We start from the raw sequence: 16,237 nt of genomic DNA, 5'->3' as shown, positions 1-16,237 counted from the left end.
GATTGTTATGTCGTATTTGCGTATGTTGCGGGGCTTCCTGATTGTGGCGCTGGGCTTGCTTGTTTTGTCCGCGTGCAGTTCCTCCAAGAGCCGTGTCGGTGGTGTACTGAACCTTGATACCGATTTGAAGCTGACATTTGAAGTCGATAGCAACATCAACCCTGACGAAAACAAACGTCCTTCACCCGTGTTTGTGCGTTTTTATCAACTCAAGTCGGCTACCTCATTTAATAAGGCGGATTTCATCGATCTTTATGAGCGTGACGAAGAATTGTTGGGGGGCGACATCATCAGCAAGCAGGTGCTTAAACCCATTGCGCCGGGCGAAACACGTACCGAACGATTCGTCCTCGAAAGCGGCGTGAGCCAGATAGCACTTTATGCTGAGTTTTCCCAGTACCGCGGTTCGAACTATAAGGTCATTTTTCCCGTTACTGAAAACAATATCATCAGAAATGCGGTCACCGTGAAGATTTCCGGGACTGATATTTCTATTGTAAAAAAATAATTCAATCCATAAGCCGGGTTTTATCGTAGCGAGATTACTATGTCACTAGACAGCAGAGTGGTTTGGTCTGAAGGAATGTTCCTGAATCCTCAGCATTTTCAGCAGCAGGATCGCTATATAGAGCGCTACATTGACAGCAAGTGCTCTGCTTATGGCGCCTATGGTTGGGGTGTACATGAGTTTGAAGTGGATCAGCAATTGCTGAAACTCGGAAAAATTTCATTATTACATGCCAGTGGCGTTTTTCCTGACGGAACACCCTTTAATTTTCCCGATACAGATGATGCGCCTCCGGTATTGGAGGTGCCTGCCGGTATCCACAATTGCGTGGTGTATCTGGCTGTGCCGGTGCGTCGACCGGGCGCGGTTGATGTGTTGCCCAAAGACAACACCCAGGGGCTTGCCCGTTATTATTCAAACGAAGTGCAAGTGCGTGATGTGACGGTGGAAGGGGGCGATAGCCAGGCCCTGGATATTGCCAAGTTGCGGTTGCGCCTGTTGTTGGAAACGGATGATTTAAGTGGCTATGCCTGCATCGGGTTAATTCGCGTTGCAGAAGCGCGTGACGACAAGGATATCTTGTTGGATGAGCAATATTTCGCTACCTGTCTGGATTGTAAAGCGGTGCCAAGGCTGTCCGGTTTTATTCCGGAGCTGGCAGGCCTATTACACCATCGCGGCGAATCCATTGCAGGTCGGCTGGCTGACGCGCGACGTGGTGGTACTGCAGAAATCGCCGACTACATGTTATTGCAGCTCGTCAATCGTCTTGAGCCCTTTGTTAATCATCTGGCCAATATCAAAGGTTTGCATCCTTTGTCTCTCTATTCTGAATTTATGCAGATGGCCGGCGAATTATCCACCTTCGTAACCAAGACCAAACGGCCATCCACCTTTCCGGTTTACCTCCATGATAATTTGCAGCAGACCTTTACGCCGGTGATGAGCGCATTGCGCGAATGTCTGTCGATGGTTTATGAACAAACGGCCATTGCGCTCAATCTGGTTGAGAAAAAATACGGTATTCGGGTATCGGAAATCGCAGATCGGTCGCTGTTGTCTTCAGCCATGTTTGTCTTGGCTGTGCGCGCCGATGTTAAGGATGATGTGATTCGTTCGCGCCTGCCGGCACAAATCAAGATTGGCCCGGTAGAACGCATTAGACAACTGGTGAATGCGGCCATGCCCGGTATTGTGATTAAACCTTTGCCGGTTGCGCCGAGACAAATTCCGTTTCGTTCTGGCTACACCTATTTTGAGCTGGATCGCCACAGTGAATTCTGGAAAGAGTTACAACAATCCGGTGGTTTTGCATTGCATCTCGGTGGAGATTTCCCCGGGATAGAGATGGAGTTCTGGGCAATACGACAATAGTTTTGTGGCGAGTTTAATCATCTACGGCGCCGAACTTACTCGCCTGTAGAAGCAAGCTTACAAAGCAGAAGCGAACTTAATAGCAGAAGCGAACTTAAAAAAGGGAGCGTGCAATGTCTCCGGACGATTCTGATAAAACCGTTTTTAAACAACCGACCCCGGGGGGGGATCGTACGGTCATGCGACCTACGCCCGGAGGCCGCGGAGCTGGATCGCAAACCAGTGTGCCGCCAGCGCCGAACATTCCACAGCCAGGGCGAGCATCCACAGGTCCTGCACGCATGCCTTCGATGGATGCGGGTGCGGCTTACTTTCGCACGGATCAAGGGTTAAATCCTTTGGTCAATGCCGCTTCTACATTGATCGCCGTTTTTGAAAAAACCCGACAATCTCTGAGTCACCCGGATGTGGGCGGTTTGCATCAGCGGCTGGTAAATGAAATCAAAGCGTTTGAAGCGCGTATTCGTGATCAAGGCGTACGCCAGGAAGTCATTCTGTCGGCTCGTTATCTGATGTGCTCCGTGCTTGATGAAGCGGTCCTTAATACACCCTGGGGGAGCGAGAGCGCCTGGGGACAGCGAACCCTGTTGAGTGTATTTCACGGAGAAACATCCGGCGGGGAAAAGTCATTTCTAATCCTGGATCGCATGCGCCAGACACCCGCCGATAACCTCGATATTCTCGAACTGTTTTATATCTGCCTGAGTTTAGGGTTTGAGGGTAAATATCGCTTGATGAGTCGTGGACGCGATGCGCTGGATCAAATTCGCGAAGAGCTGTTTGCTATTATCCGGCGCCATCGCGGCGAATATGAGCGGGCACTGTCGCCCCACTGGATGGGGCTGGGCAACACCCGCAATCCCTTGACTGAGTACATACCCATGTGGGTTGTTGTTGCTTTGGTGTTGGTTATTTTGTTTTTTGGCTATTCCGGTTTCCGTTATTGGTTGTACGTGTCGGCAACGCCGGTGACGGAAGAGCTAATCAATATTTCGACAGAAAACCAAACACCATAAATTGTACGCCGCGTCGAGGCGCGGTAGCTGGCTGGGGCCGCCACGGAGTATAAAAGAGATCAGGTTTCTATGAAAAAAATTGGACGTTTTTTTACCAATCCCATTGTTATATCGCTCTTCGGCTTGTTGCTGATATCGCTGCTGATATGGTTTGCCGGTCCGCATATTAAATTTGGTGAAACCAACACCGCGCCGCTTGGCAGCGTTGTTGCACGTCTGGTCACGATTATGGTGATCATTGTGTTGTGGGGGTTAAATAATCTGCGCATCCAGCTGCAGAATAACAAAAGCAATCAGTCGCTGGTGGAAGACCTGCAACAAAATAATACGGATTCCCAGGCAAATATTGTGTCCGAACAAGCGTCGGAAGAAATTCACCAGATCAACCAGCGTTTTACCCAGGCGCTTGCCACCCTTAAAAAATTGAAATTTAAAGGCAAAGGCAAAAACAAAGCCTTGTATGAACTGCCCTGGTACATCATTGTGGGCCCGCCAGGTTCCGGTAAAACCACTGCGCTGGTGAATTCAGGGTTGGATTTTCCTTTAGCAGAACAATTCGGCAAAGGTTCTTTGCAAGGCGTGGGCGGAACGCGTAACTGTGATTGGTGGTTTACCAATGAAGCCGTGCTTATCGATACGGCCGGGCGCTACACCACTCAGGACAGTCACCGGGTTGTTGATAGCTCAGCCTGGGAAGGGTTTCTGAATCTCCTCAAACGCAATCGCCGTCGTCGTCCTATTAATGGCGCTATTGTGGCGATCAGCTTACATGACCTGCTGATTCAGACTGAAGAAGAGCGCATCATGCACGCCAAGACAATTCGTATGCGTCTTGATGAACTAATGGAAAAGCTGGAGATACGTTTCCCGATTTATCTGCTCTTTACCAAGTCGGATCTGGTATCGGGCTTCAGTGAGTTCTTTGAAGATCTGGGTAAAGAAGAGCGTGACCAGGTATGGGGTGTTTCACTGCCCAATGCGCCGAAACCGGGCCAGAGCCCGGATTTTAATTTCCTCCACGACGAACTGCGCAAACTGTCCAGCCGTTTATATGATCGCGTGCTGTGGCGGATGCATCAGGAACGCGATGTAAAACGTTGTGCAGCCATCGAAGGTTTTCCCCAACAGATGGAGAACCTGAATACCATCGTCGAATCATTTGTTACACAGACGTTTGTACAAAACCGTTATCAGTTCCAACCCTATTTGCGCGGCGTATATTTCTCCAGCGGCACCCAGGACGGCACACCGATTGATCGTCTGATGACGTCGGTTGCAGCCAACTTTGGTTTTGCGCGCGATGTGGCTCAGTTGCCGACACAACGCGGTAAAAGCTTTTTCATCTCCCGTCTGTTTCGCGAGGTCATCTTTCCCGAGGCGGAACTGGTGGGTGTCAATACACGCTATGAACGTATTATCCGTTGGTCTCAACGGGCAGCCTATGTGGGGCTGGCAGCGCTGACTCTGATCGTTATCCTGGTATGGAGCGGCAGCGTTACACGCAACAAGATGTACATGGCTGAGGTGAATACTTATGTTGATGAATATAAAGAAGAAGAGAAGCGCCTGAGCCGCTGGAATAGTGATATCCGTACGGTATTACCGCCACTCAATGCGTTGGCCAAAGCCAGCATTGTTTACAATCAGGAAAGTCACCCGTGGTTGTCTGGCATGGGGCTTTATGATGGTCGCGTCGATGCCGAGGCGAATCGCAGCTATGAAGTCAAACTCAAGACACTGTTTTTGCCGAAGCTGCTCGAAACCCTCGAGACGGTCTTAAGACAGGGTGATCCCGAAGGCGATTTATACAATACCTTCCGTATCTATGTGATGTTCAACAAGCTTGAACACATGGAGAAACCAATTATCAAGGAATGGTTTGAATCCTATTGGGACAGGGTTTTCCATGGCGAAGGTACCCGCCGGCAAGAATTAAAAGTGCATCTGGATGCTTTGCTGGAGCACGATTTGCAGCCGTCGGCTTTAAACGAACAACTGGTCGCCCAGACACGTGCGTCCTTGCTGCGTGTTCCCGTATCGCAACGGGTTTATAGCCGCATTAAATCCCATTCTGAATACAACCAGCGTGTCGACATGCTGAATTTCTATGGCGAGTCGGTTCGCTCAGCATTCAAGATGGATGAACGCGCGCAAACTGCCTTATCCATTCCCGCGTTGTATACCATCCAGGGTTATAAAAACGTCGACTTCTCTGTCGACTCGCCAGTGGTGGCCGATGTTATTAATGAGCGCTGGATTCTTGCGGATGCAAATGACAAGAACGTCGATTTTGTTAATCAGGACCTCGGTGAAATCAGCGAGCAGGTGAAAGAACATTATCTGGCGGATTACACCAAAATCTGGACCAACGTTTACGACAGCCTGCACATCGCCAACTTCTCTAATCTGCGTGAAGTGAATGATGTCCTAACGAGTATGGTTGATCCGGTGTATTCGCCCTTACTTTCGGTATTGCAGGTGGGTAAAACCAATACGCAGTTAACACCGCCGCTGTTGGAAAACCTGGCTGACAAAACCACTGAAGGTACCAGGACTGATCGGGCTATAGATTACCTGGCAAGCAGGGCCGAAGGCACTGTTGTAGACAAGCGATTCCATGAACTAAACCTGCTGCTGCGCGAGTCATCCCGCGGACCGGCACCGATCAATGCGACCATGCAACGACTTGAACAACTCAAGGAATTTGTTCAGGAAATCACCTTGGCGCCGGACCCGAACCAGAAGTCATTTGAAGTTGCCAAGGCGCGCTTCCAAAGCGGTGCAGCAAATCCTATTACAGCGTTGCGGGCTTATGCTAAATCGACGCCGGAACCGGTGCAGCGCTGGCTTACATCCTTGTCCGACGAAACCTGGCGAATCGTTTTGCAATCTGCTCATCAATATGTCAACGCGGAATGGCGCGCGCGAGTTTACAGTCCCTATGCACAAGGTCTGGCAGGTCGTTATCCACTAAATCGTTCATCGAGTGACGAATTGGCGCTGCTGGATTTCAGTGCCTTCTTTAAACCTCAGGGTACCGTTGACCAGTTCGTCAAAGAATTTATGGAACCGTTTATTGAAACGCGGAGTAATTGGGCCAATCGTTCGGTGGATAATTACAGTATCGGTTTCTCTTCCAGCGCAATTACCCAGTTGCAGCGTGCCGCGAGTATTCGCAATATTTTCTTCCGTCAGAATCCTGAGACACCCAGCATCAGCCTTGAATTGCGTCCGTACACGATGAGTCGCGATGAAGCCATGTTTACTCTGGATCTGGGTGATCAGCGCATTACCTACAACCACGGTCCTAAATTCTGGAAACCGGTGGTCTGGTCTGGCGATAACGATGCGCGTCGTATCCGGGTGATCTTTGAAGACCTGAACGGCTCAATCTATGACCGCGCTTACACTGGCCCCTGGGCCTGGTTCCGTCTGATGGATAACTCTGACATTAAAGCAACTGCGCAATCCAATGTTTATCTGATTACCTTTACCGCGAACAACACCAGCGCTGCTGCGCGCAAGATTGTTTACGAAGGCAAGGCGACCAGTATCCACAATCCGTTTAAAAATGATTTGTTGGGCTCGTTCCGCTGTCCGGAGTCTATTTAAATGAATCAGATGAAACCGGTTGGATTGTTTGGAAAATTACCGGCTCATGGAGATTTTATCTACCGTGATTTGCCCAGCAATTTTATCAACACTTGGGATGCCTGGCTTCAAGGATATGTAGGCAGTTCTCAAGAGCAGATCGGTGAGTCGTGGCTGGATATTTATCTGACGAGCCCCATCTGGCGTTTTGCTTTTTCAGAAGGGGTGATTGACCAATATATCTGGGCTGGCATTATGTTGCCGAGCGTGGATCGAGTAGGGCGTTACTTTCCTTTTTCTATTGCGACGCGTTTACCATCCGGTCTGAATCCTCTGGAGTTAATCAACCAGAATCACTGGTTCGAATCAGTCGAAGACGCAGCATTGAAAGCACTGGAAGGGCAGTTACAAATTGATGATCTGGTGGCAGAAATCAATCGTCATCGCCTGGATCAAACCTGCATTTATACCCCCGTTGTTCCATCAGCGAATAAGTCCGGTTCTGTCATCAAGATGGATTTTGAAGAGCAATCTCCGCATTCCATGTATTCCTGGTTGCTTGATGCCTCGCTGCGTGAGCATTTATCGAGTTATAGCGTGTGGTCTACCCAGGGTTCACAACAGCTGGAGCCTTGCCTGTTCTATGCGCGGGGGCTCCCACAAATGCGTGGTATTGCTGCGATGATGGATGGCCAGTGGGACTTTCGGGGTTGGCACGAACCCTACCGACTTAAACCTGCGCAACAATAATGCACGTGTGCCATTCTCAGCGGAAATAGTGAATGACAGATACAACTTTCAGACGTCCTATTGTATGGAAAAGCTGCGCCCGCACTGATGTGGGTGTCGTGCGTGAAGTCAATGAGGACGCCATCTTCGAAAACCCTGAGATCGGTCTGTGGGCCGTTGCCGATGGTATGGGCGGCCATCAGGTGGGGGATATTGCCAGCAGCAAGATCGTGACGGCGTTAAATACAATAACGGAACAGGACAGTCTGAGCGCTTATGTTGACGCGGTTGAAGATTGCCTGATTGATGTTAACGACAATATGCTGGAATATGCCCAGATCATGTTTGAAGAAGGCACTATGGGCAGCACCCTGGTTGCGCTAATTATCAGGGGAAGAATCGGTGTGTGCTTGTGGGTCGGTGATTCGCGTTTGTATCGTTTTCGCAACCAGCATCTGGTACAAATTTCCCGTGACCATAGTCAATTAGAAGAAATGATTGAGCTGGGATTAATTTCCCGTGAAGACACAGAAAATCATCCGCAGCGCAATGTAATAACCCGTGCGGTTGGCGTAGAAGCCCCTTTGTATGTTGACATCAATGTCTTCACGACCCAGGTGGGCGACACCTTTTTGTTGTGCAGCGATGGCCTTTATACGGCCGTCAGTGAGGACGATATTTATCAGGCGATGTTAATTCGGGACGTTGATCAAAGTGTTGACATGCTGATCAATAAAGCCATTGCCAACGGCGCCCCCGATAATGTGTCTGTTATTGTGGTACAAGGTAATCCCGGTAAGGTTCCCTCTGCGGAAACCACTCAAGGATAGAATGAACGGAACGTGGCTGCATCAAGATGAATAATCCGGGCGATAACGACAAAACACGCATTAAAGCGCCGATTAATCCTGCCACTGACGGTGAGGATAAAACGCGCTTCGCGCCACCCAAAAAGCAGCAACCTGCAACTGGCGATGGCGGAGACAGAACGCAGGTGAAAGTATCACCGGCTGCCAGCGACAATTCAGACAAAACCCGGGTTAAATCCACACCCGCACCGACTGGTGACAGCGGGGATAAAACGCGTATTATCCCCGACAAAAAAATACCGAAAGCAGAAGAACGGCCCGATAAAACGCGTTTTATTCCACCCAAAAGACCCGCACAGTCACCTGCTGCAAAAGCAAAGGAGCAGGATGTTACCCGGGTTGCACCTGAGGCTCTGGTTGAAAACAGTGAGCCCACCAGTGACTACGGCATCATCAAAAATCGCTTCGTCTTTGAGGAGCTGCTCGGTGCCGGTGGTATGGGAGTGGTTTATAAAGCAAAGGATTTATTGAAGGTCGAGGCCCAGGATCGTGATCCCTATGTAGCGATCAAGGTCTTGAGTGACGAGTTTAAAGCCCATCCGGAAGCCTTTATCGCGCTACAACGTGAGTCGCGCAAGACCCAGCGAATCGCTCACCCGAATATCGTAAACGTCCATGATTTTGACCGCGACGGTGATACGGTCTATATGACCATGGAATACCTGGACGGCAAACCTCTGGATAAATTGATCAGCCAGTATCGCTCCATCGGATTGCCTACAGAAGAAGTGTGGAAAATCCTGAATGGTATTTGTTCAGCGCTTATCTACGCTCACGGCCAGAACATTATTCACTCCGACTTCAAACCCGGCAATATCTTTGTGAATACCAAGGGCACTGCCAAGGTTTTTGATTTCGGGATTGCGCGCGCCGTTGCTAAAGCCGAGCATCGTGAAGACAGCCATGACGACCGCACGGTATTTGATGCGGGCAACCTGGGTGCTTTAACGCCGGCCTATGCCAGCCTCGAAATGCTGGAAGGTAAAACCCCGGATGTGCGCGATGATATCTATGCACTGGGTTGTATCGCATACGAATTATTTACCGGTGAACATCCCTACAACCGTGTTCACGCCGACGAAGCAAAACGGCAGAAGCTTAAACCCAAACGTATCCCCGGCCTGACCAAACGGCAATGGCGAGCTATTGAGCGCGCCCTGGCTTTTGATCGAGAGAACCGCACTGAGTCGGTCGAAGCCTTTTGGGAAGAGATTACCCGTAAAGAGGGGCATCTCGGCAAGATTGTGTTCGGTATATTATTGTTGGCTGTAGTTGCCGGAGGCGCTTACTATCAATTTAAACCCATAGAAGAGGCCGGATTATCAGAAGACCAAGTGCGTAATCAGATTGAGCAACAACTGCGCCTTGAGATGAAAATGCAATCGGTAACCGACCTGTATGGCACGGCATTGTTTACGCCCGCCTGGGAAAAGCAATTGTGGGACGAGGTGCAGGAATTGCGGCAATTATTAGGTAAAGAAGATACCTGGCTGGCGGAGCAAGAAGCGAAGCTTTATCAGCTATACCTGAAGCATATTGAACAAGCCCTGACCGAAGGGACGCTTGAGAACGCGCAATTATGGACTGCTAATGCGGGCCGCTATACGCAAGATACAACAGCACTCAAAGCGCTCGAAGAACGTATTGCCAAAGCTCTTGAAGATAAGAAACGCCTTGATGCGGAACGGGAGAAGCAGCAGACATTATTGGCGCAAGAGCAGCAACGCGCAGCCAAAGAAGCGCAGGTTATTGCTGAACGAAAAACCGCATTTGATGTGGCATTGGAGAACGTCAATAAACAACTGGCATGTCGCAGTAATATTGACATGAAAGATTTTGAAATTGCCATTACCAAATTGCAATCACTTGATGCGGGTCGCTATGGTCGGGAAGAGCCGCGGATTACCCTAACACTTGCACAATGTATTGAACGTATCGGCTCATCATTTCCGGAACGTGGCGAAGCAGCAAAAGTACAAGCCATGCGTTTGTTCAGGGGTAATGCGACGATTGCCGGCATCAGGATAGTACCCAAGGATCCGTGCAGCACTTCGCTGGCGGGGCTGGGCGCGCGCGGTATGGGCACAAGTTGTCGCGACCGGATGGCAGGCGTCAGCAACGCACCTGCAATGGTTGTTATCCCCGGAAAAGGCAGTATTAAAACCTTTGCGCTTGGCAAGTATGAAGTCATGATCAATGAATTCAATGAATTTTGCCAGGCAACAAAGGCGTGTCCGGTTGTTTCCGATACAGATCGTAATGTACCCGCGACAAATTTATCTTTGATCAACGTTAATGCTTACCTGAAATGGTTGAGTGATAAATCGGGGCGCCGTTATCGCTTGCCGACATTGGCAGAGTGGCAGTACGCAGCCAAGGCTGGCAACGGACGTGTAGACCCAAATCGAAACTGTAAACTTAACTCGCGCGGCATTCAAAAAGGTAACGCCTTGATCAAGGCGACGATCGGGCAGCAGAATGCCTGGGGAGTGGTTAATTACCTGGGTAATGCACGTGAATGGGTTAATGATCGCGGCACTCACTTTGCGGTGGGTGGTTCGTTTGAAACAGCCATGGAAGAATGTGATTTTAACAGCAGCGTATTACATGATGGACGCGCGGATGCAATAACCGGATTCAGGGTATTGCGCGAGATAGATGGGTAATATCAACCAACAACAGGCACACAGGTAGCGCTTATGCAGGAAACCAAATATGCGGCGGTCATCAAGAATCTGTTTCAGGAATATTACAAACGCAATATTTCTATGGGAGAATACCGCACCCAACGTAAACGCGTCCTGGATCAAATGGACGAAGAATATAACGGTGCAAAAAGTGCAGGGCAAAGCGGCCAGCAGGCGGATGATCAATTATTTTAATTTCGTATCAGGCCGCTCAATGATTTTTAAGACAGCCTCTAAACAAATGGTAGACGCAGATAAAAGGTAAAAGTATGGAACTGGTAAAATTTTTCCAATCCGGCGGGGGGTTTATGTACCCGATTCTTGTGGTGATGGCATTGGGATTGGCGATTGCGCTGGATCGTTTGTTATACCTGTCGCGCACAGCAAAATCTACCACCAAAATCTGGAAGCAAATTAATCCGATGCTGAAAGCCAATGACTTTGGCCGGGCACAACAATCTGTTGCGGACTCCAAAAATCCTCTTGCTCGGGTATTAAGTTATGGTTTTGCACGCTTGAAGCCCAACGTCAAGCGCGAGCAGATCGAATCCGCGATGGAAGAGGGTGTTATGGAAGTTATGCCAGAGCTTGAGGAGCGCACTCATTACCTGGCAACCTTGGCCAACGTGGCAACCTTGTTAGGCTTGCTGGGCACCATCATCGGCTTAATCCAGGCTTTTACGGCGGTTGCCGCCGCTGATCCAGCGGAAAAAGCCGACCTGCTTTCAGCTAGTATTTCGGTCGCTATGAACACCACGGCATTCGGATTGATTGTGGCGATTCCCCTGTTGTTATTGCACTCCTACCTCGCTACGCGTACCAGCAAACTCATCGACACCATTGAGATGGCTGCCGTTAAATGTTCGAACCTGATGGTAGATGAGTAACCCATGAAGTTTCCCCGGCGAAAGCATCTTCAGGAGGCTGTAGAATTAAATATCACAGCGTTCATGAATTTGATGGTTATTCTGGTTCCGTTTCTGTTGATTACCGCCGTCTTTTCACGGATGACGGTGCTGGAACTTAATTTGCCCACCCTGGATGAAGCGCAGGAAAATGCCCAGGAAGAATTAAAGCTGGCACTGCAACTTGTTGTGCGGGAATCCAGTTTCGACATTCAGGATGCGAATTTGGGGCTGATTCGTCGCATTGAACGTAACCCGGCTGGAGAAGACTGGAAAACATTTTCACAAGTATTGATTGAAATTAAATCGCGATTTCCCGACGAGCAAAACATTACCTTATTGTTGGAGCCTGGCGTCAACTATAAGACCATGATAGAAGTGATGGATCATGTCCGTAGTGCGGACGTCGTGCAATTGGCCAGTTTGGAAACGGTTGAGTTATTCCCTGACATTTCCATTGGTGACGCGCCTGCGGTAACCGTCATGGACCCTGAACAATCACCTGCTCAGGAGGCGCAGCCATGAAGATGTCTCGTCGCGCTCGGCGCATGGAGCGCCACCACAAGAAAGCCCGGACGCCGGCACTTAATCTGGTGTCGCTGATGGATATCTTTACCATCCTGGTATTTTTCTTGTTGGTTAGCTCGTCCAATACGCAACAACTACCCAGCAACAAAGATTTGCGTCTACCTGCGTCCAGTTCGCAAACAGTCCCTGATGAAACGCTGGTGATTGCCGTCACCCAGGAAGATGTGCTGGTAAAAGGCGTTAGCGTTGCCAAGGTGGCTGATGTATTAGTGGCCGCAAATGAAATCATACCGGGCCTGAAAGAGGAGCTGGACTTTCTGGCCGGATCGTCCACAACTGACAGTGATCAAGCCCGTCGCGTCACCATCATGGGTGATGAAAATATTTCTTACGACTTGATCCGAAAGATTCTGACTACATGTCAACAGGCCAATTACACGCGTATTGCGTTTGCAGCAGTACAAAAAGCCAAACCCAAGGCGTAGAAAAGGCTTGTTTCAGTGAACAGTAAAAATATGGATTCGGGATGGCAGCAGTAATTACCTACAAACGATTAGCGCTGGATTGGCAGCCTGCAGACAACAATACGCAGAGCTTCAATCGTCTGGCGACAGCAGTTACGGCGGTAATTGTCATCCTGGCAATTGGGCTTTCATTTGTGCCTGTGCCGGAAAAGGAGCGGCGTGCCCGTGTAGAAGTCCCGGATCGCATCGCCAAATTTATCGCTCAACGGGAAAAGCCACCGGTTCCCATTCAGCCACCGCAACCAAAACCGGAACCCAAGCCGCTTCCGAAAGTTGAGCCCAAGCCCACGGTTGAGCGTCAGCGCCCTAGTGAAGTGGAGCGCAAACCCTTGACCGAAACTGAAAAGAAAGCGCGTGAAGTTGCTGAGCAAAGTGGTCTGCTGGCGTTGTCCAGCGAGCTGCATGACCTGATGGATACCACAGAAACCAGTGCACAGGTCGCTGGTAATCTTTCTAATGATTCAGCGGGAGCCAATGCTGTTGCCGGTCATGATGCCAATGTCATTACCGCCGGTGTTGCCGCCGGTGGCGGCGGAGTGGATTCCGGGCGCTACACCGGTCAGGTGGGTGGAACGCAATTATCGGCACGGGAAATTGCCAGCGTCAGAAGCGGATTATTTGCGGAGGATGATGACCAAAATGCAGGTGCCGCACGAAAAGCGGCCACTACACGTTCTGGCAATGGTCGCTCGGAAGAAGACGTCACCATTGTATTCGATAGAAATAAAGGCAGCCTATACTCGCTCTACGAGCGCGAGCGCCGCAAGACACCCGGCCTACAAGGCAAGATTGTCCTTCAGATTACCATCGCCCCCAACGGGGAAGTCACCCATGTCAAGATCGTTTCCAGCGAACTCAATAACCCGGCGCTTGAAGCCAGACTGATCAGCCGGATCAAGATGTTTAAATTCGAAGCCCATGATGTAGACCCGGTAACAGTGACTTATCCCATCGAATTTTTACCTTCATAACTGTAATAAAAAGGGACTTTAATCGTGACTCGGAAGCACATGACTTACGCAAATCGTAGTCGATTTCCTACAGCCAGCCGTGGCGCTAAAGGTTACAGTACCGGCCTGCCACCACTCGCCGACTCTGTGTCAGGAACCTGGCTTTTTGCCGGTGGCAACCTCCTGAAACCGGGTGTTCTGCTTATAAATTGAATAGCAACGTTTAACGCCGTCACACTCATACAATGTGACCGCTGCCACGCTTTGCGTCGCTTGAGGCATGATGATTTCGGCGCCTGCCCAAGCTTTTAAGAAAGCCGTCAAAAGGAGCAATCATCGTCATGACGATCATGCAAATACCGCAGTATTGGAACAAAAACATTCTCATCTTAGGATTGATTGCGGTATTGACCGCCTGTGGCGGAGGCGGGGGCGGTAATGACAATGATCCGACTGATCCACCACCACCGGTTAGTGACACCACGCCGGACAGCTTCACATTTATCACGGTATCTAATGCTGACGTGAATGCTGTTGTGGAATCAAACAGCATCACTGTTGACGGTATTAATGCGGCCGCAGCCATCAGTATCACTGGTGGCGAGTACAAAATTGCCTCTGGTGAGTACACCACGTCAAATAACACGGTCACCGATGGGCAATCCGTAACGGTTAGGCTTACCACCTCAGAAACAGGCAGCACAACCAACCAAGCGACATTAACTATCGGTAACATCAGTGCAACCTTCTCTGTCACTACTCGTCCCGATGATACGACACCGGATACCTTCACTTTTCCTGCCGTCACTGATGCCGCTGTAGAAACGCAGATAATCTCAGAAACTGTCATCATAAGCGGCATCAATACTGCCATTCCTATCAGTATTACCGGTGGCGAATACAGCATCGCTGGTGGTTCCTATACCGCTGCCAACGGCACAATAACCAATGACCAAACCGTCGCTGTCAGGCTAAACAGTTCAGCCGATACCAATACCGAGACACAAGCCGTACTGACAATTGGTGAGCTCTCCGCTCATTTTTCTGTAACCACAGCGCCTGATACCACACCAGCCACCTTCAGTTTCACACCAATCACAGATGCAGCGCTGGGTGCAGCGCTCACTTCAAATCAAATCACTGTCAGCGATATTGATGTGGCTGTACCCATCAGTATCACTAGTGGTGAATATGCCATTGATGATGGTGACTTCACCGCTGTTGAATCTACGGTCAACGCAGGGCAGGAGGTTGTGGTGCGTGCTACTGCATCTGGCAGTCTTAATACATCACGGGTCGCAACTTTGAATATCGGCGGTGTACAAGGCAGTTTTGAGATTACAACGCTAGCGGATACCACGGCGCCTGTTGCTGAATTTATGTTTCCGCCACCGGTTTCTATGACTGACAGTGATTCCATTTTAGTAAGAGGAATTACTACAGACGATTACAGTGAAATTACTAGCGTAACTGTAAATGGGATTGAAGTAGAGACTCTAGATAGCTATGAAACTTGGCAAGTCGAACTTCCTCTATTGATCGGTGAAGATAACAACTTACTTATTCAAACAACCGATTCAGCAGGAAATATATCGATTGATGGGGATGTTAAAGCGATGGTTCGGCAAGGGGTCATTACTGAAGCCTTTCCAGACACTAATAATCAGTTTAGTAGTGTAGTTGGCATTGCGATTGATCGCCCAGCTAACAGGCTTATAACAGTAAGCGGTGATGACCCGGAAGTAATGACGGTTAATCTATTGACCGGAGAGCGTACCCCATTCTTTGAGCCTCAACCGTTCGGCCCTAGTGGTTCTATATGGGGGGTGGCTTTAGACCACGAAACTAATGAATTGTATTTAAAGGACAGTAGTAGGATTCGTGCTATTCCGTTAAATACAGATTCCGTCAGAGATATTAATAATGGAGATTTATCTTATGGGCTAGTACTGTTGTTAGATCGCCTTGATCCGGAATTGAAGGTGATATCAGCAACAAATTGGGGAGGAGAAGTTATTAGCACTAACTCAGCGCTTTCTGAAGTTACCATTATTTCATCCTCTAAAGGCCGAATTCCTGATGCGGAAAATCCGATAGGTACGTCATATGGCATAGCTTTAGATGAATCACATTACCGTTATCTAGTAACGGATGCCGACAATCAGAAGATTATTTCCGTAGATCGATTAAGTGGTGCTAGGAGTATATTCTCAGATAACACCGTTGGGACAGGAGAGCCTTTTGGAGAGATTGGACTAGCTGGTATTACAGGCATAGCTATTGATAAGGAAAATGGACGAGCAATTGTGACGGAAGCGCTCAGCGGCAAAATATTTTCAGTTGATCTTCTCACCGGCAACCGTGCTTTGCTTAGTGGCCCAGATGTTCCTAATACAAGTGTAGAATTGATTGAAAGCTACGGTATAGCTATACATAACCCGTCAAGTTACGTCTTCGTTTCGGATCGCGTATTAAAGGCAATTGTTGCAGTTGATTTAGTCACTGGACACAGAGTAATTTTTTCCAAATCTGAAAACCCTTAATTCATAGGGATGT

General features: G+C 49.2%; 13 protein-coding genes. All 13 read left to right on the top strand.

Features of this window, described 5'->3' with window-relative positions; translation table 11 throughout:
* Window positions 1-7 precede the first annotated feature (7 nt).
* Window positions 8-508, top strand: coding sequence for a type VI secretion system lipoprotein TssJ (gene tssJ, locus ACSV5M_RS03205; protein ID WP_439174130.1), 501 nt, complete (start codon window positions 8-10; stop codon window positions 506-508).
* Window positions 509-547: 39 nt separating this feature from the next.
* Window positions 548-1,882 carry a type VI secretion system baseplate subunit TssK gene (gene tssK, locus ACSV5M_RS03200; protein WP_439174129.1) on the top strand — a complete coding sequence of 445 codons (1,335 nt, stop codon included), beginning with the start codon at window positions 548-550 and terminating at the stop codon, window positions 1,880-1,882.
* A gap of 113 nt (window positions 1,883-1,995) precedes the next feature.
* A complete protein-coding gene (gene icmH / locus ACSV5M_RS03195) occupies window positions 1,996-2,898 on the top strand; it encodes a type IVB secretion system protein IcmH/DotU (RefSeq protein WP_439174127.1) in 903 nt (300 codons plus the stop codon).
* A gap of 69 nt (window positions 2,899-2,967) precedes the next feature.
* Window positions 2,968-6,510, top strand: coding sequence for a type VI secretion system membrane subunit TssM (gene tssM / locus ACSV5M_RS03190; RefSeq protein ID WP_439174126.1), 3,543 nt, complete (start codon window positions 2,968-2,970; stop codon window positions 6,508-6,510).
* Window positions 6,511-7,239: a type VI secretion system-associated protein TagF gene (tagF, locus tag ACSV5M_RS03185; RefSeq protein ID WP_439174125.1), complete on the top strand. Its 729-nt coding sequence runs from the start codon at window positions 6,511-6,513 to the stop codon at window positions 7,237-7,239. It begins immediately after the preceding gene.
* 32 nt (window positions 7,240-7,271) lie between these two features.
* On the top strand, window positions 7,272-8,048 hold the full coding sequence (locus ACSV5M_RS03180) for a PP2C family protein-serine/threonine phosphatase (RefSeq protein WP_439174124.1): 777 nt from the start codon (window positions 7,272-7,274) through the stop codon (window positions 8,046-8,048).
* 26 nt (window positions 8,049-8,074) lie between these two features.
* A complete protein-coding gene (locus ACSV5M_RS03175; RefSeq protein WP_439174123.1) occupies window positions 8,075-10,753 on the top strand; it encodes a protein kinase domain-containing protein in 2,679 nt (892 codons plus the stop codon).
* Between the two features lie 33 nt (window positions 10,754-10,786).
* Window positions 10,787-10,969, top strand: coding sequence for a hypothetical protein (locus ACSV5M_RS03170; RefSeq protein WP_439174121.1), 183 nt, complete (start codon window positions 10,787-10,789; stop codon window positions 10,967-10,969).
* A 74-nt stretch (window positions 10,970-11,043) separates the two neighbouring features.
* Window positions 11,044-11,661, top strand: coding sequence for a MotA/TolQ/ExbB proton channel family protein (locus ACSV5M_RS03165; RefSeq protein ID WP_439174120.1), 618 nt, complete (start codon window positions 11,044-11,046; stop codon window positions 11,659-11,661).
* Window positions 11,662-11,664: 3 nt separating this feature from the next.
* Entirely contained in the window at window positions 11,665-12,204 is a 540-nt protein-coding gene (locus ACSV5M_RS03160) for an ExbD/TolR family protein (RefSeq protein WP_439174119.1), read from the top strand.
* Window positions 12,201-12,692 carry an ExbD/TolR family protein gene (locus tag ACSV5M_RS03155; RefSeq protein WP_439174117.1) on the top strand — a complete coding sequence of 164 codons (492 nt, stop codon included), beginning with the start codon at window positions 12,201-12,203 and terminating at the stop codon, window positions 12,690-12,692. Before ACSV5M_RS03160 ends, ACSV5M_RS03155 begins: the two co-directional genes overlap by 4 nt.
* A gap of 41 nt (window positions 12,693-12,733) precedes the next feature.
* Window positions 12,734-13,702, top strand: a complete 969-nt coding sequence (locus ACSV5M_RS03150) for a TonB family protein (protein ID WP_439174115.1) — start codon at window positions 12,734-12,736, stop codon at window positions 13,700-13,702.
* 320 nt (window positions 13,703-14,022) lie between these two features.
* A complete protein-coding gene (locus ACSV5M_RS03145) occupies window positions 14,023-16,224 on the top strand; it encodes a hypothetical protein (RefSeq protein ID WP_439174114.1) in 2,202 nt (733 codons plus the stop codon).
* The last annotated feature ends 13 nt before the right edge of the window (window positions 16,225-16,237 follow it).

Source organism: Cellvibrio sp. ARAG 10.3 (genome assembly GCF_051846955.1).
Lineage (GTDB): Bacteria > Pseudomonadota > Gammaproteobacteria > Pseudomonadales > Cellvibrionaceae > Cellvibrio.
The sequence above is the reverse complement of the archived record's forward strand: the minus strand, read 5'-3'. Positions and strand labels throughout refer to the sequence as shown.

What these genes read in the sequence shown, in the direction of transcription:
- tssJ (WP_439174130.1), top strand. Translation starts at nt 8, where the DNA reads ATGTCGTATTTGCGTATGTTGCGGGGCTTCCTGATTGTGGCGCTGGGC.
- tssK (WP_439174129.1), top strand. Translation starts at nt 548, where the DNA reads ATGTCACTAGACAGCAGAGTGGTTTGGTCTGAAGGAATGTTCCTGAAT.
- icmH (WP_439174127.1), top strand. Translation starts at nt 1,996, where the DNA reads ATGTCTCCGGACGATTCTGATAAAACCGTTTTTAAACAACCGACCCCG.
- tssM (WP_439174126.1), top strand. Translation starts at nt 2,968, where the DNA reads ATGAAAAAAATTGGACGTTTTTTTACCAATCCCATTGTTATATCGCTC.
- tagF (WP_439174125.1), top strand. Translation starts at nt 6,511, where the DNA reads ATGAATCAGATGAAACCGGTTGGATTGTTTGGAAAATTACCGGCTCAT.
- ACSV5M_RS03180 (WP_439174124.1), top strand. Translation starts at nt 7,272, where the DNA reads ATGACAGATACAACTTTCAGACGTCCTATTGTATGGAAAAGCTGCGCC.
- ACSV5M_RS03175 (WP_439174123.1), top strand. Translation starts at nt 8,075, where the DNA reads ATGAATAATCCGGGCGATAACGACAAAACACGCATTAAAGCGCCGATT.
- ACSV5M_RS03170 (WP_439174121.1), top strand. Translation starts at nt 10,787, where the DNA reads ATGCAGGAAACCAAATATGCGGCGGTCATCAAGAATCTGTTTCAGGAA.
- ACSV5M_RS03165 (WP_439174120.1), top strand. Translation starts at nt 11,044, where the DNA reads ATGGAACTGGTAAAATTTTTCCAATCCGGCGGGGGGTTTATGTACCCG.
- ACSV5M_RS03160 (WP_439174119.1), top strand. Translation starts at nt 11,665, where the DNA reads ATGAAGTTTCCCCGGCGAAAGCATCTTCAGGAGGCTGTAGAATTAAAT.
- ACSV5M_RS03155 (WP_439174117.1), top strand. Translation starts at nt 12,201, where the DNA reads ATGAAGATGTCTCGTCGCGCTCGGCGCATGGAGCGCCACCACAAGAAA.
- ACSV5M_RS03150 (WP_439174115.1), top strand. Translation starts at nt 12,734, where the DNA reads ATGGCAGCAGTAATTACCTACAAACGATTAGCGCTGGATTGGCAGCCT.
- ACSV5M_RS03145 (WP_439174114.1), top strand. Translation starts at nt 14,023, where the DNA reads ATGACGATCATGCAAATACCGCAGTATTGGAACAAAAACATTCTCATC.